We start from the raw sequence: 20,930 nt of genomic DNA, 5'->3' as shown, positions 1-20,930 counted from the left end.
TTTCATTAATAGGCATAAGACGCAATCGCTGTTGCAATCGCTTTATCTTCATCATTGACCATGGTCATGCGCATGGTGCAGCCCTTACGCCCCAAACGTAAGGTTTCTGCACATGCAATAAAATATTTGCCACGTCCAGGCGCCAGATAATCCACCCGCATATCGACCGTCGCCAGACGCGACACTTTTTTAATGGTATCTGCAATCGTTTCCGGTTCAGCTTTTTTATACAGTTCGCCCATGGCCACAATACCACCGACGCTATCCAGTACAGTTGCAGCCAGACCGCCATGCAGAATCTGGAAAGCCACATTACCAATCATGAAATCCTGCATTTCTACATAGGCCTCAATCTGGCCCTCGACCACCCGCATGGTCATGCCGTTATGCTTAAAAAAAGGAGAGCTATTAAAAGCATGTACCAGCTGGTTCAGGACTACATCAATATCCACTTTCGAGCCCAGATGTATATTACCGGTCCAGTTTCTCTCTGTCTTACTCATCACTTTGCCCGAATCCACCACAATAAAAAACCGCTAATTTATGCCCAAAAATTTGAGTTAGGGCTACAATAGAGGCCTAGTTTAATACTGATTACTGAGATTTTTATGACTTATACGTTCAATCGTCCCGCGTTTCCTGCAACTCGCATGCGTCGTATTCGTAAAAATGAACATTTACGTTCGATGGTTCGTGAAACCCATCTCGCGGCAGATCATCTCATTTATCCAGTATTTGTCCTGCCAGGACAAAACCAGACCCAAGATATTCCAAGTATGCCGAATATCCAGCGTCTGTCAGCGGACTTGTTGTTAAAAAAATCAGAACGTCTACTGGAACTCGGTGTCAATAAACTGGCGCTATTTCCGGTCACCCCACAAGAAGATAAAAGCCTGACTGCAGAAGCTGCGTGGCGTGAAGATGGTCTGGTACAAAACACCTTGCGTTTATTGAAAAAAGAACTGCCAGAAATGGTGCTGATTACTGACGGCGCATTAGACCCGTATACCACACATGGTCAGGATGGCATTATTGATGAGAACGGTTATGTCTTAAATGATGAAACGGTCGAGTGCCTTATTAAACAGGGCTTGAGCCATGCCGAAGCCGGTGCAGATGTGTTTGCTCCAAGTGACATGATGGATGGCCGGATCGGTGCGATTCGTCAGGCCTTTGAAAAAAATGGTCATATCTATACCTCCATCATGGCCTATTCAGCCAAATATGCATCAAGTTTCTATGGTCCGTTCCGTGATGCAGTCGGTTCTGCCAGCAATTTAAAAGGCGGTAATAAATACAATTACCAGATGGATGTCGGTAACCGTGCTGAAGCCCTGCATGAAATTGCGCTGGATATTCAGGAAGGTGCAGACATGGTGATTGTTAAACCGGGCATGCCTTATCTGGATATCGTCCGTGAAGTGAAAGACACTTTTGGAGTACCGACCTTTGTTTACCAGGTCAGTGGCGAATACGCGATGCTGGCTGCGGCAATTCAAAATGGCTGGTTATCTGATGGCGTCATTTTAGAATCATTGATGAGCTGTCGCCGTGCCGGTGCAGATGGTATCTGGACCTATTTTGCTGAAGAAGCTGCGCTTAAACTGAAAGACATGAAGTAAAAGGATTTCGGCGCAATGCATATTGCCATTGTCGGCGCTGGCATCACCGGTTTGATGTCGGCGCTGGAACTGCTTGAACAGGGATGTTCTGTTACCCTTTTTGATCAACAGGCCGCCGGACAGGCTGCATCCTGGGCTGGAGGAGGAATCCTTTCCCCGATGTATCCGTGGCGTTATCCCGCTGCTGTAAATGCTCTGGCTCGACATGCCAAACCCATGTATCAGGACTGGAATCAAAAACTGCAACCTTTCACTGGCATCGATTTCCAGATTCATGAAACAGGTATGCTGATTTTTGATGAAGCCGATTTTGAAATCGGTTTAAGTTATGCCACAACACATCAAGAGCCGCAGCAACAGGCCGAATTACTTGATCAGGCTAAAGTGCAACAGATCAATCCCAAAGTTGATAATAGCAAGTTTAAACAGGCGATTTATTTTCCTGAACTGGCCAATATCCGTAATCCACGGTTATTACAGTCGATCATTCGCTATTTGAAGCATCATCCTCGTGTCACCTGGCAAGAAGACTGTAAAATCACTCGGCTCAATATTCAGCAAGGCTGTGTAAAAAGTATCTCAGATGAACATGGCCGGATTTTTCAGGCAGATCAGTATGTGTTCACAACCGGAGCATGGTCACAATACTGGTCACAGCAACTTGGTTTGGAAATTCCGGTACAGCCGGTTCAGGGCCAGATGCTGCTGTTTAAAACGCCAGAAAACTGGCTGCCGACCATGTGCATGCATAAGGTGATGTACCTGATTCCACGTCAGGATGGACATGTTTTATGTGGTTCCAGTATGCGTCAGGTCGGTTTTGACACCTCACCTTCTGCCGAAATCCGGCAGGATATTTTACAAGCGTGTATTGAGATGGTACCGGAACTGGCAAATTTTCCGCTGGTCAAACAATGGGCCGGATTAAGACCTAGCTCATCCGAGGGTATTCCCTATATAGGCAGAATTCCCAAGCTACAAAATGCTTGGGCCAATTTTGGACATTTCCGGAATGGTTTATGTATGGGGCCGGCATCAGGAAAACTACTCGCTCAACTCATCCTTGAACAAACGCCAATCGTTGATCCAGATCCTTATGATCCAGTCCGTTTATTAGAGCCCAGTCGCTTAGTGCTTTAGGATATTATCCAGTGCTTCTTTCAGGGTTGGATAATGAAATTGAAAACCTGCGTCCTGCAAGGCTTTGGGCTGCACATATTGACCATTCAATACCAGTTGTGACTGTTCTCCGAGCATCATTTTCAGACTGCATGCGGGTAGTGGAAGTAAGGGGTTGCGCTTCAGAATCTGGGCCGCAGTTCGTGCAAACTGGGCCTGACTGCTTTTTTCTGGCACGACCACATTGAATATCTGCTCGTTCGTATCCTCAAGCATCAAGAATTCAATCGCTCGCAGTACATCCTCTAGATGTACCCAGGTCACTGGCTGACGCCCATGACCAATCCGGCCAAACAGATTTAGTTTGATTGGCAACAACATCTGCGGAAGAATCCCGCCACCTTTGCCAAAGACCACCGCAAAGCGAACAATCTTGGTGTTCTGGTTAGTATAGGACAAGGCCAGCTGCTCCCACTTCGCACAAAGTTCAGACATAAAAATATCTTGTGGCGGACTTTGCTCCGTGCAGACCTGTTCCCAGCGCTCATTTGGATCAATGCCATAATAGCCGACGGCCGATGTTGAAATAATCCGTTTCGGTCTAAGCTGATTTTTTTCTAAATAATCAAAAACCTTTTTGGTGGTGTCTAAACGGCTATCCAGCAATTTCTTTTTACGCGCTGCCGTCCAGCGGCCTTGACCAATGCTTTCGCCAGCCAGATTGACCACATAATCAAGCTGATGCTGTTTTAATTCATCCAGCTGATTGATCCAATGGAAGTCCGGATGTGGTTCATGTTTATTTTTCTGACGGGTCAGACCAATCACCCGATAATCACGTTCTAATAAAAAACGCACGAGATGACTGCCAATAAAACCACTCGCTCCCGTCAACAGCACTACAGGTTTATACATTCGTCATTCTTCGCCTTATTATTTTCTTGATTTAAATTATACGCCACTCATCTTTAGCTTTTTAAACCGAGAAGATCTTTGTAGTGGAGAATTTGTATCTTTCATCATTCAATCAATTTATGAAGATCAGTCGTCACACAATGATTCATCTATACTCACTGAGGTGGATGGCCAAACATTTTCTCTGCTATACGCTGGGCCTGCTTGCCATAAAACCAGTAGGTCAGCAGATACAGCGGAATTGCGATCATCAGGAACATGATCAGCACAATACTCATAAATTGTGGCTGCTGTAGATACAACAGAAAGTCCTGCCAGGCATTCGGATTGGAACGGGTGGCGATAACAATACCGAGCAAGAGAAATAATAAATTATAGCCCCAGTAAATCAGGCTAAACCCGAAGGTGAATTTTTTACGCTCTGCTTGGGTCGGGGCACGTTTTTGCTGTTTTAAAAATTTAAAAAGCACCCAAATCATGGCCACCAGATACGGAACAATCGTCAAAACTGCACCCATGCCCATCGGCAGCAAGGCTGCGAGTACACCGCAAATACAGGTAAAAATAAAACATATAACGAAAAACCAGATAAAATAACGACTTAGCGGCAACATATGCATGACTCAGTGATCTTCAACAAGCTAGTATAAAAAAAATCAGGTTTTTTTTCATTTTATTGTCAACCATCTACTACAGGGTGACGTTATATAGGGTACAAGGTACAAAAATTTGGACTGGCATCCACGAATTTTTGCTGACCTTTAGAGCTAAAGCAATAAGTCCAGTGTACAGGGAAATTTTGAATAGCAGCCAAAATCTTCATGTAACACAAATTTGACCGACGATTTCATCATCACTCGAATCGTCGGTTTTTATTTTTTTAAATTCCTATTTTTTAAAATCTGATAGCTTGCGCATCCTTCGATATCTGGTGATTTAGTTGTAATCCTTTGCTTATTTTCATACTGATCAAAATAAATTCAGCCTCCAAATCACAAACAATTCACTGAAATATCGATTTCAAGTAGATTTTTACCTGTGCTTTTTCCTATAGTAGCAAGGCAGATATCTTGGGGTTCATTACATGGCAGTTCATTTTCTTCACACTTCCGATTGGCATTTGGGACAATTTTTCCATAACCATGACCGTGAATTTGAACATGCGCAGTTTTTGACTTGGCTACTTGAGCAAATTAAAGCAAAGCAACCGCATGCCCTGATGATTGCCGGCGATATTTTTGATGTGATCAATCCCGCTTCCAGTGCGCAAAGACAGCTGTACCAGTTTCTGGCCGATGCACATGACCTGGCGCCACATATGCAGACCCTGATGATTGCAGGCAATCATGATTCCGGTTACCGGATTGAACAGGTTGAACCCTTGCTGGCCAAATTCAATGCCAAAGCAGTGGGAATCGTAGGCCGCACTGCAGAAAACACCCTGAATCTGGATCGTCTACTGATTCCTATTTATGATCTGGATAAAAATATCATTGCCTGGTGTCTGACCCTGCCCTATTTACGCAGTGCCGAAATTACCGGATTGAATGAACATACCAGCAATAACCAGAATGCCATTAGCTATCTGCATCAACAACTGATTGCCGAAGCCAAAGCCCGCAAACAGCCACATCAGGCACTGATTTTAATGTCACATGCGCACATGCAAGGTGGTGAGACTTCGGACTCCGAGCGTCCGATTATTGTCGGCAATGAAGAAGCCCTGTCGACGGCGCTGTTTGATGACGTGATTGATTATGTCGCGCTGGGGCATTTGCATAAACCACAAAAAGTCGGTCAGCCGCATATTCGCTATAGTGGCTCTCCGATTCCGCTGTCATTTAGTGAGATTAATTATAAGCATCAAATAGTTGAAGTCAGAATTGACCCTCAATTAGAAGATGAGGCACGTTTTCAGTTTGAAGCTTTGCTTATTCCACGCAGTGTAAGCCTGCATCGACTTCGTGGTGAACTCAATGAAATCTTTGAGCAGATTCGAACCCTTGAACATGGGGAAATTGAAGCAATTGATCAACGTGAATATATCGATATTGAATATCATACGGCAACGCCACCTCCACCCAATTTAAGACAAACTTTTGAAGATGCACTTCCGCCGAACCGCTATCGACTGGTGCGCATTTCACGTCAATATCAAGCTATTAATCTTGATGATGCACAAGCTCAGAAGATCCATTTAGAGCCGCCAACACCCAAAAGACTATTTGAACAGCTTTGGCTCAAACAGGGTTACAGCGCCGATGATTCGGTGCTGAAAGATTTCCTCAGCCTGATTATTGAGGCGGAAAAAAGTATTGATGCTAATGAAACACCATAAGGATATGCCATGAAAATTTTATCTATTCGTATAAAAAATTTGGCATCGCTTGCAGGTGAACATTTTATTGATTTTGAAAGCAATCCACTTGCCAGTGCAGGCTTAATTGCAATTGTCGGTAAAACAGGTGCCGGAAAGTCCACGATTCTGGATGCAATGTGTTTGGCACTGTTCAATCGTGTACCTCGTTTAAAAGATAGCGATGGCAAACTGACTGATATCGATGGTTCTGAACTTCTCACCAATTCCCCATTAACTGTTTTGCGTCGCGGTACAGGCATTGGTTTTGCCGAACTAAGTTTTGTTGCACAAGATCAAAAAGTATATTCAGCTCGCTGGGAAATTAAACGTGCACGTGAAAATCCCACAGGCAAATTGCAAAGTGTGCAACGTTCACTGAAATGTCTGAGTGATGGCAATATTCTTGCCGATAAAGCCAAAGCGGTAGAAGCTAAAATTCTGCAAATTACTCAGCTGAGTTTTGAGCAATTTACCCGTGCCGTTTTATTGGCTCAATCTGAAGTGACCGCATTTTTAAAATCACGGGATACTGAACGTGGTGAACTGCTCGAATATCTGACCAACTCCAGTATTTTTGGCAAAATTGGTCAATTGGCATATGAAAAAACCAAGGAAATCGCCAATCAGCGCAAAGCTTTAGAAGTCAGACTCGGTGATATTGAAACTTTGTCGGAAGAAGATTTAGCGACTGTAAGCGATCAATTCAATACAATCTGTGCTGAATACAAAAAATTAGAACAAGAAAAATCGGCACTCGAAAAAAACCAGCGATGGTTTGAGCAAAAGCAAAAGCTGGAAAATGATGTTCAGCAACGACAGCGTCAGCATGTGGAACAACAACAAAAATTTGATTTACTGAATACAGAACGTGGCCGTCTAAAACAACTCGAAGTTTTTGCATCCATCCGTCCAAGTATGATCCAGCAAGAAAAAACACAAACAGAATTAGCTGGGTTAAAATCTCAAATTCAAAGTACTGAATTACAGTTTCATACCATTCAGCAAGTTTTTGAGCAAAAACAGACTGCATTTAAACAGATTGATGAACAACTCAAAGCGCTACAGCATTTTGAACACACCCATCAGCACCGTATTGACCAAGTCCGTCACTGTATTCAAGAACGTGAATTCATTGGTAAACAGTTTGTTAAAGCAAAATCTGTATTGGACGAGTTTCAAAAAGAGTTACAGCCCTTAATATTTGTACAAACTGAGCTACACAAGGAATTAGCGCAATTCAAGTCAGATCAGCAAAAACAAACCGAACAGTTGAATCAAACGATGCAACTGAGCAGTTTAGATGATGGACTTTCCGCGCATCTCAAACAGTTACAACGATTTATTCAGCATTACCAAAGTTTTGAAAAACAATATGGCGATATTGCTTCTGCTAGAACTGATTTAAGTCAGAAAAAGCAGCAATTGGAATCACTACAACAACAGTATGGCGATGACCAAAAAATTGATCACCAACTATTAGAACTTCGCCGCGATCAGGCAAAAAATTTGGAGCAACAACATCAATTTAGTTTAATTCAAAATCAATTTAAACAATGGCTACAACAACGCTCTGAACAGCATCAACTGCAAACAACGTGCAATGCGCTCGCACAGCAGAGTGCCCAAAGTAAAATCCAAGTTGATTTGCAAGAACAGCAATACCAAACCCATAAACTTGAACGTGAAAACTTACAACGCATGCTGCAACAACAGCGCTTATTACATGCTGAAAATATTGAGAAATTACGCGAGCAATTGATTGATGGAGAAGCATGTTTAGTCTGTGGCAGTTTACATCATCCATTTAAAACTGACCTTTCTGCACTATCGAGTGAACTCGTCAATTTGCAAGAGCAACAAGAGCAGCAAGCGATTCAAATCGAACAAGACAGTTTTAATGCTTGGCAAAAGAGTCAGCAATTACACACACAGCAAACAGCATCTTTGAGCGAGCAGCAAAAACGTCTCGATGATTTAAATATTCAACATCAACAGCATGAACAGGCACTTTATCAAAGCTTCAAAAATGCCCAAATTCAAATAGACTTAACCCAACAATCTGAACAGATTGAACAACAACTGCTTCAAGTCAATCAAATCCTGCAACAAGAAAAAATAACACTTGAGGAAAATATCAAACAACTCGATGAGGTTGAAAAAACACAACGGAATTTAACCCAAAATATTCAGCAAATCTCACAACAACTGTCGATTGTTCAACAAGCTGAACAGAATATTCAATACCTTCTAGACCTGCTCACTGCTGATCAACGAAATGCTTGGCATAAGCAAACCTTAACTGTTGCACAACACATTGTGCAACAATTGCATGAGCGTCAGCATCTGTTGCAGAATCTTGAGACTTTAAATCAGCAACTGAATGAGAAAGCTCAACTACTCGCTCAAAAAAATAACGAGATTCAAGCCAAAAATAATCAGATTGAACTCGCTGAAAAAGATAAAGTTGAATTTGAGCGTCAAGGACAAGAGAACAAGGAACTTGCCGTTCAGCTTATTTTTGAGATGACTCAAACTTGGGTCGATAAACCACATGAATGGCTGACTCAACACGATGAACAGCGTAAAAATTTACAGCTGCAATATCAGAAAATACAACAAAGTTTCGAAACAGCTCGTCAACAATTTGATAGCCAACAACGGCAGCTTGATCAACTCAAAATTCAGTTGGCTCAACTTGAAACACAGCATCATGCTTGTGTTTTAGAAATCGAACACTGGTTAAATCAAAATTTAGATTTTAATCATGCTTTGATTTCACAATTAAGCCTCATTTCAACTGAAGAAACTCAAAAACTACGTCAATATATTAAAGATATCGAACATGCCTTGGTCGATGCAGCATCCGCCCTGAAAACCACACAACATCTGCTCGCACAACATTTACAAACTCAACCTGAAGTACAAATCTTACAGATTGAGCGTACCATTGAACTGAACCTTAAAGCTTTAGCAGAGCGACAAGAACAGCGTGACCAACTTAAGACCAAGTTAGATGTTCACTACTCGAACCTAGACAAGCAAAAACAATTTGCTGAACAAATTCAGCAAATTCAAACTGAAGAATATCGCTGGAATAAAATTTCCAGTCTTATGGGGGATGCCACAGGCAAAAAATTCCGTGATTATGCGCAGCAATATAACCTTGATATTTTGCTTGAATTTGCCAATCAGCAACTCGCGATGCTGTCTCAGCGTTACACCTTAAAACGTTTAGACAACTCACTCAGTCTTGCCATTATTGACCATGATATGGATGGTGAAACCCGTTCTGTTTCATCGCTTTCTGGGGGTGAGTCATTCTTGACCGCTCTTGCCTTGTCTTTAGCAATTGCCAATATGGCTTCAGGCTCCATGAAAATAGAATCCCTTTTTATCGATGAAGGTTTTGGCACCCTTGATGCATCTTCATTACATATGGTGATGAATGCACTTGATCAGTTACAAAGTCAGGGACGTAAAGTGGTCGTAATCTCACATATTCAGGAAATGCATGAACGGATTCCTGTACAGATTCAGGTCAAGCCTGTAGGTGCAGGCGCCAGTACCATTCAGATTATAGGTTAACGATGATTCACCCTGCCCCGAACACGCTCTCGCCCTATTTCAGCCTACAGCTTGAGAGCCTACGGGGTATCAGTGCCATTGTGGTGCTGTTCAGTCATTGCTTTCAGGCATTTATTGCGCCTTTCGATACCAGCATTTATTCATGGATACGCCTGCTTGGGCAGGCTGCAGTCATGATTTTCTTTGCCTTAAGTGGCTATCTGATCGGCTATTCTATTCAGCACAACATTCATCAGCATGGTCAGTTCAATCTGCATCGTTATGCCCGACAGCGTTGCAGCAGAATTTTACCACCCTTCCTGTTTGCCATGGGGTTGACGCTGGTTCTCTATCTACTCGCTCCACTATTATTTGCCAGCCATACTCATGCTTTTCAACACAGTTTTGGCATGATGATCCGGACTGACTATAGTATAGACATGATGGAGTTTGTTGGCTCGCTGCTATTTTTGAATGGCTTTGTGACGCCAACGGTTTCAGCCAATGCTGCGCTCTGGAGTCTGAGCTATGAAGTGTGGTTTTATGTACTGGCCGGATTCTTACCTTTTTTAAAAAATTCGGAAATCGCCAAAATCGGTTTTTTTATGGTTCTGGCTATACTATCAGTACTGAACATCCAGTTTTTTATTTATTTTCTGGTCTGGCTCACTGCCTTTGCTTGTTCATTTCGATATATCCAGCTACCTTTTTTAAACCGCTTACAATCAGTCAAATTAGCCCTATTCGGCTTGGCATTTCTAATCGCCTGTTTTGATGCTTACCAGTTTCAGGTGATTGATGAGGCCCAGCAATACCGCGCTGCGAATTTTGCCCCTTTTAATTTCTGTGTGGGTCTGGCCTTTAGCTGCTGGCTGGTACAGCTCCAGCATCGACGCAGTCATTATCATCCGGTCTGGGTTCAATCCGCAGACTTTTCCTATACCTTGTATGTCACCCATTTCCCATTACTTTTATTTATTTTGGGCTGTATTCCGGCAACTTTGGCCTATGGTCTGGGTGGAGCAATTTTAGCTTTGCTTGCCAGCATGTGCAGCTTAATAGTCTTTGCCTGGTTAATGGCTAAATGGCTCGAACCAGCCAGAAAAAAAGCGTTATCCAATACCCTGCGATAACGCTTTGCTGCAAAAAACTGACATTAGTAGTTTATACATCTTTTTTAGGCCGTGCACCAAATAGGGCTGTGCCAACACGAACCATGGTAGAACCCGCAGCAATCGCTTCGGTCATATCCCCAGACATGCCCATACTTAAAGTATCCCAATCTTCAGGGTGTGCATGCTGAACTTTGACTGCATCAAATAAAACTTTGGCATCAGCAAAGGCTTGAGGATTATTCGGTGCAGGAATCACCATCAGGCCACGTAAACGTACATTCGGCAGTTGGCTGATTTGTGCCACCAGTTCTGCGACTTCTTCCGGCTGGCAGCCATCTTTGGTATCCTGGCCATCAATATTCACCTGAATACAGATATTCAGTGCAGGCTGATCATCTCCACGCTGATTGGATAAGCGCTCGGCAATAATCAGACGATCCACCCCATGCACCCAGGCAAAATTTTCTGCCAGATGCTTGGTCTTGTTACGCTGCACATGTCCAATAAAATGCCATTCAATGTCCAGCTCTTTCAGGGCCGTGATTTTTTCCAGCGCTTCCTGCAAGTAATTTTCACCAAAAGCATGTTGCCCTGCCTGATACATCTCTGCCAGCACGCTACTCGGCTGGGTCTTGGAAACGGCAAGCAGTTGCACCGCATCTGCTTCGCGGCCGGCCTCAACACAGGCAGTTTCAATTTGCACTAAGACCTGATTTCGTGACTGTTGCAACATATTCATTGATGGGGTTCTCATTTCATTCATCTTTTTTTCCCTTGCCCATGAACTAAGTGTTGGTTAAGCTGTGGGAAAGCCTTATTATTCTATCAAAATAATTAACATTTTAATGAACTCGGGGACCTTATGGATATCACAGAATTGTTGGCATTTTCTGCTAAAAATGGTGCGTCGGATTTACACTTGTCTGCGGGCTTACCGCCAATGATTCGTGTCGATGGGGAAGTTCGTCGCATCAACCTGCCAGCATTAGAACACAAAGAAGTGCATAAACTCGTTTATGACATCATGAACGACAAACAGCGCCGTGATTTTGAAGAAAATCTGGAAACTGACTTTTCTTTTGAAGTGCCTGGCGTGGCGCGTTTTCGTGTCAACGCATTTAACCAGAACCGCGGTGCCGGTGCGGTATTCCGTACCATTCCCTCTAAAGTCCTGACCCTTGAAGATCTGGGCATGGGACAGATTTTTAAAGATATCTGTGAATATCCACGTGGTCTGGTACTGGTCACAGGTCCAACCGGTTCGGGTAAATCAACCACCTTGGCGGCGATGCTGGATTATATTAATGACAACCGCTATGACCACATTCTGACCGTTGAAGACCCAATCGAATTTGTGCATCAGTCCAAGAAATGTCTGATTAACCAGCGTGAAGTGCATCGTGATACGCATGGCTTTAATGAAGCATTGCGTTCGGCACTGCGTGAAGACCCGGATATTATTCTGGTCGGTGAGATGCGTGACCTTGAAACCATTCGTCTGGCATTAACTGCCGCAGAAACCGGTCACTTAGTATTTGGTACACTGCATACCACCTCAGCGGCCAAAACCATTGACCGTGTGATCGACGTATTCCCTGCCGAAGAAAAAGACATGGTACGCGCCATGTTATCTGAATCCCTACAAGCCGTAGTTTCACAGGCTCTACTGAAGAAAAATGGCGGTGGGCGTGTCGCAGCGCATGAAATAATGATCGGTATTCCGGCGATCCGTAACCTGATCCGTGAAAACAAAGTCGCACAAATGTACTCAGCAATTCAGACCGGTGCCAACTATGGCATGACCACGCTGGATCAGACACTAAAAACGCTAGTGTCCAAAGGTTTGATCAGCCCGCAAGTTGCACGTACTGCAGCCAAACAGCCAGAAGCATTTTTATAAAAAAATTGAATTGTATTGGGGTTTATATACATGGATTTTAACGGCTTACTCGATTATATGGTGGAGAAAAAAGCATCGGATCTGTTCATTACTGCCGATGTCGAACCGTCCATCAAGATTAATGGGCAGATTTTACCGATTGGTTCGGTAAAATTACCCGGTGCGGCAGTAGGACAACTGCTCCATTCCATCATGACCGAAAAGCAGCGTAAAGAATTTGCTGACAGTCGTGAATGTAACTTTGCCATCAGCACGCCGGATAAAAGTGCCCGCTTCCGTGTCAGTGCCTTTCAGCAACGAGATCAACCGGGGATGGTGCTGCGTCGGATTGAAACTGTTATTCCCACGATGGATGAACTCAAGTTACCGCCGATTCTAAAAGAACTGGCGATGACCAAACGTGGCATCATTATTTTTGTCGGGGCAACGGGTACCGGTAAATCAACCTCGCTGGCGTCTTTGGTCGGTTATCGTAATGAAAATTCCAAAGGTCATATCATTACCATTGAAGATCCGATCGAATTTATTCACCAGCATAAGGGCTGTATTATCACCCAGCGTGAAGTCGGCATCGATACTGATTCATTTGAAATTGCCCTGAAAAATACCCTGCGTCAGGCACCAGACGTGATTCTGATCGGTGAGATCCGTTCACGTGAAACCATGGATTATGCGATTGCCTTTGCCGAAACCGGTCATCTGGTCTTTGCTACCCTGCACGCCAACAACGCCAACCAAGCGATTGACCGGATTATCCATTTCTTCGAAGCAGACCGACATAATCAGCTGTTCATGGACTTGTCCCTGAACATGAAAGCCATTGTGGCACAGCAACTGATTCCAACCATCGATGGTAATGGTCGCCGTGCAGCGATTGAGATTCTGATTAACTCACCACTGATTGCCGACTTGATTCGTAAAGGTGATGTACATGAGATCAAGGATCTGATGAAGCGTTCCCGTGAACTGGGCATGCAGACCTTCGATCAGGCGCTCTATGATCTGTATAAAGCCAAACAGATCAGCTATAAAGATGCGCTGAAACATGCGGATTCACCTAATGATTTGCGTCTGCAAATCAAGCTGTCAGAAGAAGGTGGCAGCCACTTATTACGTGCGCATTCCAATATTACCTTTGATGGTCAGTCCTGATCATCTTGAAGGCATAAAAAAACAGGCTTCGCATGAAGCCTGTTTTTTTATGTTTGAACCAAAGCTCAAATTATTTTTTACGAAACACTTCCTGACAGGCAGGCGCATCGCAATAACCATACAGATTCAGTGAGTGACCGGTTAATTCAAAACCAAATTTTTCAGCAACATCATGCTGCTCTTTTTCAATCGTGTCATTAATAAATTCAACAACTTTGCTGCAATTTAAACATACTAGGTGATCGTGGTGATCTTCCTGCATAATTTCAAAAACTGAATGATTATTTTCAAAATTATGACGTTCGATGATGCCCGCTGCTTCAAACTGCGTTAACACACGATACACAGTTGCTAAACCTACATCTTCGCCCTGATCGAGTAAAGTCTTGTAAATATCTTCCGCACTTAAATGATGTTGTTTTGAATTTTCTAGTAATTCTAATATTTTAATTCGTGGAAGGGTAACTTTCAGTCCAGCTTTTCGTAAATCTTGGTTTGAAATAGTCATGTAAAAAGGTCTCTCAACAAAATCAAAGTTGGAATATGCAACAAAGTTTAGATGCAGTATGATCTATCCTTGGATCAAATGCATCATAATTAATTTGGGATAGTTTAGCAAAATGCAAAAAATCATGTTGACGTTATTCGTCACTTCATTGCTCGTCGGCTGTTCGACATTAGGTGTTTATAAAGTAGATATTCCACAAGGAACCCCTTTAACCCAAGCACAAGCCGCTAAAATTCAGGTGGGAATGAGCCATCAACAGGTGCGTTTCTTACTGGGCAGTCCAACAGTAAGCGATCCACTGAATCCTTTACGTTGGGACTACATCTATAACTATACCCCAGGAACCTACGCTAAAAAAGCCAAGATCCCGGCAGCCCAAGGCCAGCATTTGAAAATCTACTTTAACCAGTCTGGTATCGTGGAACGTGTTGAAGGTCTGGACACGATTCCAGAATCTCAACCCGGCTTACCAGGATCAAAAGAAGCAATTTTAAATGCTCCTCCACTATAGTCGGTTTCTCATGAAAAAGCCCCTGAATCATCAGGGGCTTTTTTGATTAAGCTGATTGATTGAGCAGATCATTGAGGCTACTGCTCATTCAAGCCGCTTTCTATTCGGAAGACGGTTTCAGCTTTCTTAAAAGATTGCCTCTGGCATAACGACCCACCGGATTTTTTTCGGCACGTCTACGTCGAATATCCTTAGGATTGATGGTCAGTGCTCGGTAAATTTCCACCCGATCCCCTGCTGCCAGTGGCTGCTGCTGATCTTGCAAGCGCACGCCAAAAATGCCCAGAGATAACGGTTCAGGCAATTCGACCTGCTCTGCTATGCCACTTTTCTGGATGGCATCCAATGCTGTCATGCCGGGCTGAAATGGCAGGGCTAGATGAAATTGTTTTTCTGGCGTCGCATACGCCACCCAGATCATCGCCTCACTCATCAGACCAATTGTCCTAAGACAGCAATGATTGCCAGAATAATCCCGACAGGTAACACCACACGTACTGCAATACGCCAAATATTATAAAACGCTTCAGAGCTGAAATTCATTGATTTACGCAAATGACTGATCTTCATGATCCAGCCGGCAAATAATGCATAGATCAAACAAATCAATAAGCCCCAGACGAGCAAGACCACATTGAAAATTGGGCTTAGATTTGGAATAGCCCAGATCAGCGTAACCGCCGCCACAATCGCCCATTGAATCGCAGGATGAAGCTGACGTTGCTGTAACTGTTCACGTGCCATTTGCAAAATTAATGCGGCAGCTGCCACCATCGCTGCGACCAAGGTGAATGCAGGGATTTGCGCTTGCACAGCAAAGAAAGCAAATGCAATGACAGCAACTAGCTGCGCAATCCAGATCGGCAATACCGTCTTGCTGGCGACATCCTGTTGTTGTACAGCGCTTAGGCTAGACTGCCAGTACAAGCCCATGCCCAGACCACTTGCCACCAGCGCTAATACGGTGGCATTGCCCCATTCTGAGAATTCGACTGGCGTGACTTGCCATGCAGGTAGTGCAGTTCCCATTACATTGGCCAGAACCAGAGATGCGAGCACCCCAATCGTTGTAACAGCCAATAAAATTTGACGCGGTAGCAGTGACAGGGCCAACGCTACTATTGTCAATCCGATCAACAAAAGGTTCGGTGCAAGATCAAGTGCAGCAACCGCCAGAACATTACTGGCATTGTTCAGCATTGCACCTGCCAGAAACGGAATAAAAATCACACTTAACCAGCCGACAATACGCCATTTCTGTGACGCATCCGCTTCACGGGTCAGCGTCGACAGCGCCTGTAATGGCGTTGTTTTGGAGCGCTTGGCCAAAGCAATTTCCAAGTAGCAGACTGGAAGCGCCAGAATCAGCATGGTGGCTAACCAGAGCATCCAGAAATCCAGCTGACGATCAATCTGTATACCGGTTATCGGTGCGAGCGTCGCGATGATAATAAACGATAAACAGAAAGCCATCAGCGGCGATAACCATTTTGACATAGCATTGTCCTGCATGATGCATTCCTATAAAAATCTAGCGCTATTTTGCCTTGTGAAGCGGTGAAAATCAAAAACAAAAAGCAAACCACCATGACAGTGATTTGCTGCGCAAAAATTATAATTAGATTTTAATTTTTGTTATCTCGTTACGTCTTTTATTATGAGAAGAAACGAGTGAACCAGTTTTTACCTGTTTTCTTTTCTTTTTCCTTGATGATGCCCATCATATTTTCTTTTACGGCACCGACATAATCGGCGTCATCGTGCTGAATATGGTTAATCAGCCATTTCGATAATACTTCGTGCAGTTCATGTTCAATCGACTGCCCCAGTTCAAAACGGTCACGATAAGATTCAATTTTCTTAATAAACAGGTCATGCACACGTTTATGCGGCACCCGATATTTATAGCCGGCTTCTTCCTGAAGAGATTCCTCAAAGGTGAAATGCGACTGGGTATAATCAATAATATTGTCGAGAATCTGTTTAATACGGGCACGCTCGGTATTGGCATCAATTCCATCAATTTCGTTGATATAATCGAGAATTCGTTTGTGCTGATCGTCAATCACATCGATACCAGTATTATAATCTGGAACCCATTTCATTTTCATTACGACCACCTATAAATATTAAGGACTTATAACGTGAAAATGAGCATATAGCGTATTGATTCAAATAAAAATGAAGCAAATTAGTCGGCTTTCCGCCTAAATCCGGCTTTTTCATTTTAAGTTTCTGTTATATATAATTAAAAATAATTTATCCTGAGTAAAAGGCTAAGATATTAATTAACCAAAATCCGCAATAAACCTTTATTTATTCTTAGATTTTTTCTTATTTTTTAAATATAAAAAAACGGAGTTTAAACTCCGTCTTTAATCGCATTTCAATATTGATCAGCTCGCGTGACGCGTTTTAAGGAAGGATCAAGACGTTCACGTTCCAGACGTTCAACATGCGTCAACTGAGAACGTACTTTCGCCCCATGCTGAAACAGGATCATTTCACCGGGCTGGAAGGCAGTCCATTCTTCATTCTGGGTCAATGGTTCAGTGGTAATCACTGCGACGCGATCTTCAGGGGTCGTGACCTGACTAAAGTCCACTTCGACATCAATATCAATCAGCTGAGCCGGTCTAAACGGGTATTCACGTACCAGCCAGTGAAGTTTAGTAATCGCATAGCTAAACAGCGCCTGACCATTCGACAGGCAGAAATTAAAGGTGCCATGCTCCGCGATTGCAGGTGAAATTTCAGCTAGAAGATCGAAAACCTGATCCAGTTTCGGCTCATGATAGCCAAAGCGTTTCACCAGTTGATCCAGCAGGTAACAGAAGGCACGCTCACTGTCGGTATTTCCGACTGGGGTAAAGCGCCCTGACAGTTCAGGAAAATAATCATATAAATCGCCATTATGGGCAAAAATCCATTGCCGCCCCCAAAGTTCACGGCTAAACGGATGCGAATTTTCCAGATTAATTTTGCCTTGTGTCGCTTTACGGATATGTGCAATTACATTACGGGATTTGATTGGATAATTGCGCACTAGTTCTGCAATCGGTGACTCAACAGCAGACTGATTATCAACGAATAATCGGCAGGCCTTATCCTCAAAGAAAGCAATCCCAAAACCATCAGAATGATCTGAGGTAATCCCCGCCCGCTGAGAAAAACCTCGAAATGAAAAGGTAATATCTGTTGGTGTCGCACAATTCATTCCAAGTAGCTGGCACATAATCTTCATTCAGGTCACAGAGTGTTCTTAAGGTTATTGTGCATCACAGGCTGAACCTTTTCAAATCTCGATCATTGCAATGCTATGCGCTAAAAATGCTAATAAACTATTTTTTTATATTTAATTTAGCAAAAGGAGTTTAAGCTTCAAAACTTAGCTTAAAAATAAATACTTTAGATTTAACTTTCATATTTCTAGTGATCAAAATCTTAAAATAAAAGAAATAAAAAAGAGCCTCAAGTGAGACTCTTTGATATTCAATTTATCTTTATGGACGATGTGGATTAGAACGATTGGTAATTAAAGTTCCTACACCATGATCAGTAAAGATTTCTAACAGGCTCGCATGTGGTACACGACCATCCACGATATGTGCACTGATCACACCGCCTTTTACTGCATCAAGCGCACAGCCGACTTTAGGAATCATGCCGCCATAGATCACACCTGTTTCGATCAGACGATCAACTTCCTGAGTCGTTAAACCGGTCAGCAGATTTTTATTTTCGTCGAGCACCCCCGTAATATTGGTCAGAAGAATCAGCTTTTCTGCCCCTAATGCTTCTGCCACTTTACCCGCAACCAGATCCGCATTGATATTATAGGTATTGCCTTCTTCATCGACACCGAGTGGTGCAATCACTGGAATGAAATCACTGTTGGTAAACATTTCCAGTACATCAGTTTTCACTCCAACGACTTCGCCGACCATACCCAGGTCTACTTTTTGGATTGAACCGTCTTCAGCCGTCTTTTCCATTAACAGCTTTTTGGCGCGTAACAGGTTGCCATCTTTACCGGTTAGGCCAATTGCACGGCCACCATGTTTGTTGATCAGGTTCACAATTGATTTGTTTACGCTACCGCCCAGAACCATCTCGACCACTTCCATGGTTGCCGGATCTGTCACGCGCATACCATCAATACGGTCAGATTCACGACCTAGCTGTTTCAGCATAGAATCGACTTGTGGACCACCGCCGTGTACCACAATCGGATTTAAACCGACTGTTTTTAATAAAACGATGTCACGTGCAAAAGAGCTTTCTAGCTCAGGATCCGTCATCGCGTTGCCACCGTATTTTACCACCAGGGTTTTACCCGCAAAGCGTTGGATATACGGCAAAGCTTCAGTCAAAATTTGTGCTTTGTCGATGCCTGTATGCTGATTTGGCATTCGCCTCTCCTTATTGAGCATCTAAAATGTCTTGAGCGATCTGTGGATAACGGTCACGCAACATGGATACAAACAGATGTCGAATTTCATTCAGGCCTTGTGCATCATTGGCATCAAAGCGCACCGTGAAATATTCACCCGTATTGGATGCTCGAATGATGCCAAAACCATCATCAAAATCAAGACGTATCCCGTCAATTTTACTGATTTGTGCATTTAATTGCGTAGATTGCTGCTCAACAAAGTTTAAAAGCTCAACAGGCTGCACCTGATGAGTGGAAATATATAAATCTTCAGTCCCATGACGTTTTGGATAAGCGCGCAAGGCCTTACTTAAAGTCATACTTTTCTGATCCAGATATTCCATGACCCGAAGCGCTGCATAAAGACCGTCATCATAGCCCCAGCCACGTCCGTCATTAAAAACATAATGCCCGGCATATTCACCACCAAAAATGGCCTGATGCTGGGACTGCGCCAGATATTTTCGCAGGAATGAGCTACCAGTACGAATCATCACCGGTTTTCCGCCCAGGCGTTGAACTGTATCGCGAATCAGGGTTGAACATTTAACGTCATAAACAAACTGACATGCTTTTGTGCCAGTCATACAAATTTCTGCGAATAAACAGAGAAGCTGATCAGCACTAATAATGACACCCTGCTCATCCACCAGTACCAACCGGTCCCCATCACCATCTAGGGCAATACCCAGATCCGCCTGCTGTTGCATGACAACCTGACGCAAGGTTTGTAAATGCGCTTCCTGAGAAGGATCAGGCGCATGATCCGGAAAATGCCCATTGGCTTCACAACGTAAGGCGGTAACTTCACAACCTAGTTTTTGTAGCACCAAGTTGGCACAACGTCCTGCTGAACCGTTCAGACCGTCCAGCACTACTTTAAATGGGCGCTTCAACTGAATATCTTCAAGCATTTCCTGCTGATATTGCAGGCAAAACTCTGGAATAATCTGATGCGGCAGTTCGGCTAAACCAAGTAGCTGGCTATCGCAATGCGACTTTGCCAGTTGGGCCACCTGTTGAATCATCTCAGGACAAGGTGGTTCACCATCAATAATCCATTTAATCCCATTATCTTCTTTAGGATTATGACTGGCGGTGACCATAATGCCATTGCCATCAAACTGGCGTGCGGTGAAATACAGCATCGGGCTGGAACAACAGCCTATAATAGTGGCTTCCAGCGAATAGTCTTTAAAAATACGGGCAATGATGTCGGCAAAAGCCGGACTACTGATGCGTGCATCATAACCAATGGCGACACGTGTCTGTCCCGCAGCCTGATACTGCTGGGCTAAACCGTGGGCAATTGCATCAATGATCCCGGCACCTAATAGACTGACTTTACCGCGTATGTCATAGGCACGAAAGATATGCATGGGGAATGGATGATTCATAGATCCCATAAAAATGTCTTTTCACTATTCATTAAAATAAGGAGATTTAAAATGATGATTTCATCATAATGACTTTAAACATTTGTTTTTGTTTTAAGACCTGCTATTTTTAAACGATTTCAATGTAACAATCAATTATAAAAATATAATCTACAACTTTAGAATTATAGGGTTCTTGTAATTAAACAATGATTAGGGTCTGTTGACATTTACTGTTCATAATTAACCCTATAAAGGTAGCCATAAAAATATACAGGCTAAAGCAACAGAACTTTGATAATTTCTTTTGAGCTTGTCATATCGAGTAGCTATTCCTCTAAATTGCTTTAATCT

Annotated in this window: 19 protein-coding genes and 1 pseudogene; 8 read left to right on the top strand and 12 right to left on the bottom strand. The window is 43.2% G+C overall.

The genetic code is table 11. The annotated features are described in order from the left end of the window. Positions 1-5: 5 nt before the first annotated feature. Positions 6-503, bottom strand: a complete 498-nt coding sequence (locus FTV42_RS03885; RefSeq protein ID WP_180037519.1) for a thioesterase family protein — start codon at positions 501-503, stop codon at positions 6-8. A 105-nt stretch (positions 504-608) separates the two neighbouring features. Here FTV42_RS03885 and hemB point away from each other — a divergent pair, with 105 nt between their 5' ends. After that, a complete protein-coding gene (gene hemB, locus FTV42_RS03880) occupies positions 609-1,622 on the top strand; it encodes a porphobilinogen synthase (protein WP_180037517.1) in 1,014 nt (337 codons plus the stop codon). A gap of 15 nt (positions 1,623-1,637) precedes the next feature. Beyond that, positions 1,638-2,762, top strand: coding sequence for a glycine oxidase ThiO (gene thiO, locus FTV42_RS03875; RefSeq protein ID WP_180037515.1), 1,125 nt, complete (start codon positions 1,638-1,640; stop codon positions 2,760-2,762). Here thiO and FTV42_RS03870 read toward each other — a convergent pair. Beyond that, positions 2,751-3,656 (bottom strand): TIGR01777 family oxidoreductase, encoded by a 906-nt coding sequence (locus tag FTV42_RS03870; protein WP_180037513.1) that lies wholly within the window; start codon positions 3,654-3,656, stop codon positions 2,751-2,753. The genes thiO and FTV42_RS03870 overlap by 12 nt on opposite strands. A gap of 155 nt (positions 3,657-3,811) precedes the next feature. Then, positions 3,812-4,270 carry an ABZJ_00895 family protein gene (locus FTV42_RS03865; RefSeq protein ID WP_180037511.1) on the bottom strand — a complete coding sequence of 153 codons (459 nt, stop codon included), beginning with the start codon at positions 4,268-4,270 and terminating at the stop codon, positions 3,812-3,814. Between the two features lie 470 nt (positions 4,271-4,740). On the opposite strand from FTV42_RS03865, the gene FTV42_RS03860 reads away from it, so the two are divergent. Genes FTV42_RS03860 through FTV42_RS03850 form a run of 3 tightly spaced genes read left to right on the top strand, consistent with a single transcriptional unit; the run spans position 4,741 to position 10,712 of the window. After that, on the top strand, positions 4,741-5,994 hold the full coding sequence (locus FTV42_RS03860) for an exonuclease SbcCD subunit D (protein ID WP_180037509.1): 1,254 nt from the start codon (positions 4,741-4,743) through the stop codon (positions 5,992-5,994). 9 nt (positions 5,995-6,003) lie between these two features. Further along, the gene (locus tag FTV42_RS03855) at positions 6,004-9,600 is read left to right on the top strand and encodes an AAA family ATPase (RefSeq protein ID WP_180037507.1); all 3,597 of its coding nucleotides are present in this window, start codon (positions 6,004-6,006) and stop codon (positions 9,598-9,600) included. A gap of 2 nt (positions 9,601-9,602) precedes the next feature. Then, on the top strand, positions 9,603-10,712 hold the full coding sequence (locus FTV42_RS03850; RefSeq protein ID WP_180037505.1) for an acyltransferase: 1,110 nt from the start codon (positions 9,603-9,605) through the stop codon (positions 10,710-10,712). Positions 10,713-10,743: 31 nt separating this feature from the next. Here FTV42_RS03850 and FTV42_RS03845 read toward each other — a convergent pair whose 3' ends face one another. Then, a complete protein-coding gene (locus FTV42_RS03845; protein WP_180037715.1) occupies positions 10,744-11,433 on the bottom strand; it encodes a YggS family pyridoxal phosphate-dependent enzyme in 690 nt (229 codons plus the stop codon). Positions 11,434-11,556: 123 nt separating this feature from the next. On the opposite strand from FTV42_RS03845, the gene FTV42_RS03840 reads away from it, so the two are divergent. Beyond that, complete coding sequence (locus FTV42_RS03840; protein WP_004279279.1) at positions 11,557-12,594, top strand: type IV pilus twitching motility protein PilT; 1,038 nt, start codon at positions 11,557-11,559, stop codon at positions 12,592-12,594. Between the two features lie 30 nt (positions 12,595-12,624). Further along, on the top strand, positions 12,625-13,746 hold the full coding sequence (locus FTV42_RS03835; RefSeq protein ID WP_004279277.1) for a PilT/PilU family type 4a pilus ATPase: 1,122 nt from the start codon (positions 12,625-12,627) through the stop codon (positions 13,744-13,746). 70 nt (positions 13,747-13,816) lie between these two features. Here the strand turns inward: FTV42_RS03835 and fur are convergent, their stop codons facing one another. Further along, positions 13,817-14,254 carry a ferric iron uptake transcriptional regulator gene (gene fur, locus FTV42_RS03830; RefSeq protein ID WP_004279276.1) on the bottom strand — a complete coding sequence of 146 codons (438 nt, stop codon included), beginning with the start codon at positions 14,252-14,254 and terminating at the stop codon, positions 13,817-13,819. A 112-nt stretch (positions 14,255-14,366) separates the two neighbouring features. On the opposite strand from fur, the gene FTV42_RS03825 reads away from it, so the two are divergent. After that, positions 14,367-14,765 (top strand): outer membrane protein assembly factor BamE, encoded by a 399-nt coding sequence (locus tag FTV42_RS03825; RefSeq protein WP_004730565.1) that lies wholly within the window; start codon positions 14,367-14,369, stop codon positions 14,763-14,765. A gap of 100 nt (positions 14,766-14,865) precedes the next feature. On the opposite strand, the gene FTV42_RS03820 is transcribed toward FTV42_RS03825, so the two are convergent. The 7 genes and pseudogenes from FTV42_RS03820 to FTV42_RS03790 form a co-directional block, all read right to left on the bottom strand. Then, positions 14,866-15,198: an RnfH family protein gene (locus tag FTV42_RS03820; protein ID WP_180037503.1), complete on the bottom strand. Its 333-nt coding sequence runs from the start codon at positions 15,196-15,198 to the stop codon at positions 14,866-14,868. Continuing rightward, the gene (locus tag FTV42_RS03815; protein WP_180037501.1) at positions 15,198-16,277 is read right to left on the bottom strand and encodes a hypothetical protein; all 1,080 of its coding nucleotides are present in this window, start codon (positions 16,275-16,277) and stop codon (positions 15,198-15,200) included. The genes FTV42_RS03820 and FTV42_RS03815 overlap by 1 nt, the downstream gene beginning before the upstream one ends. 143 nt (positions 16,278-16,420) lie before the next feature. Continuing rightward, the gene (locus FTV42_RS03810) at positions 16,421-16,876 is read right to left on the bottom strand and encodes a bacteriohemerythrin (RefSeq protein ID WP_180037499.1); all 456 of its coding nucleotides are present in this window, start codon (positions 16,874-16,876) and stop codon (positions 16,421-16,423) included. A 275-nt stretch (positions 16,877-17,151) separates the two neighbouring features. Continuing rightward, positions 17,152-18,000: a class II glutamine amidotransferase gene (locus FTV42_RS03805; RefSeq protein WP_180037713.1), complete on the bottom strand. Its 849-nt coding sequence runs from the start codon at positions 17,998-18,000 to the stop codon at positions 17,152-17,154. Between the two features lie 268 nt (positions 18,001-18,268). Next, positions 18,269-19,177 carry an acetylglutamate kinase gene (gene argB / locus FTV42_RS03800; RefSeq protein ID WP_159123314.1) on the bottom strand — a complete coding sequence of 303 codons (909 nt, stop codon included), beginning with the start codon at positions 19,175-19,177 and terminating at the stop codon, positions 18,269-18,271. Positions 19,178-19,187: 10 nt separating this feature from the next. Then, complete coding sequence (locus FTV42_RS03795) at positions 19,188-20,606, bottom strand: phosphomannomutase/phosphoglucomutase (protein ID WP_180037497.1); 1,419 nt, start codon at positions 20,604-20,606, stop codon at positions 19,188-19,190. Positions 20,607-20,825: 219 nt separating this feature from the next. Then, a pseudogene (locus FTV42_RS03790) lies at positions 20,826-20,930 on the bottom strand (IS5/IS1182 family transposase); the annotation flags it as partial.

The sequence above is a fragment of the Acinetobacter sp. YH16052 genome, assembly GCF_013417155.1.
Classification (GTDB): Bacteria; Pseudomonadota; Gammaproteobacteria; order Pseudomonadales; family Moraxellaceae; genus Acinetobacter.
This window is presented reverse-complemented; position numbering and strand designations above follow the sequence as displayed.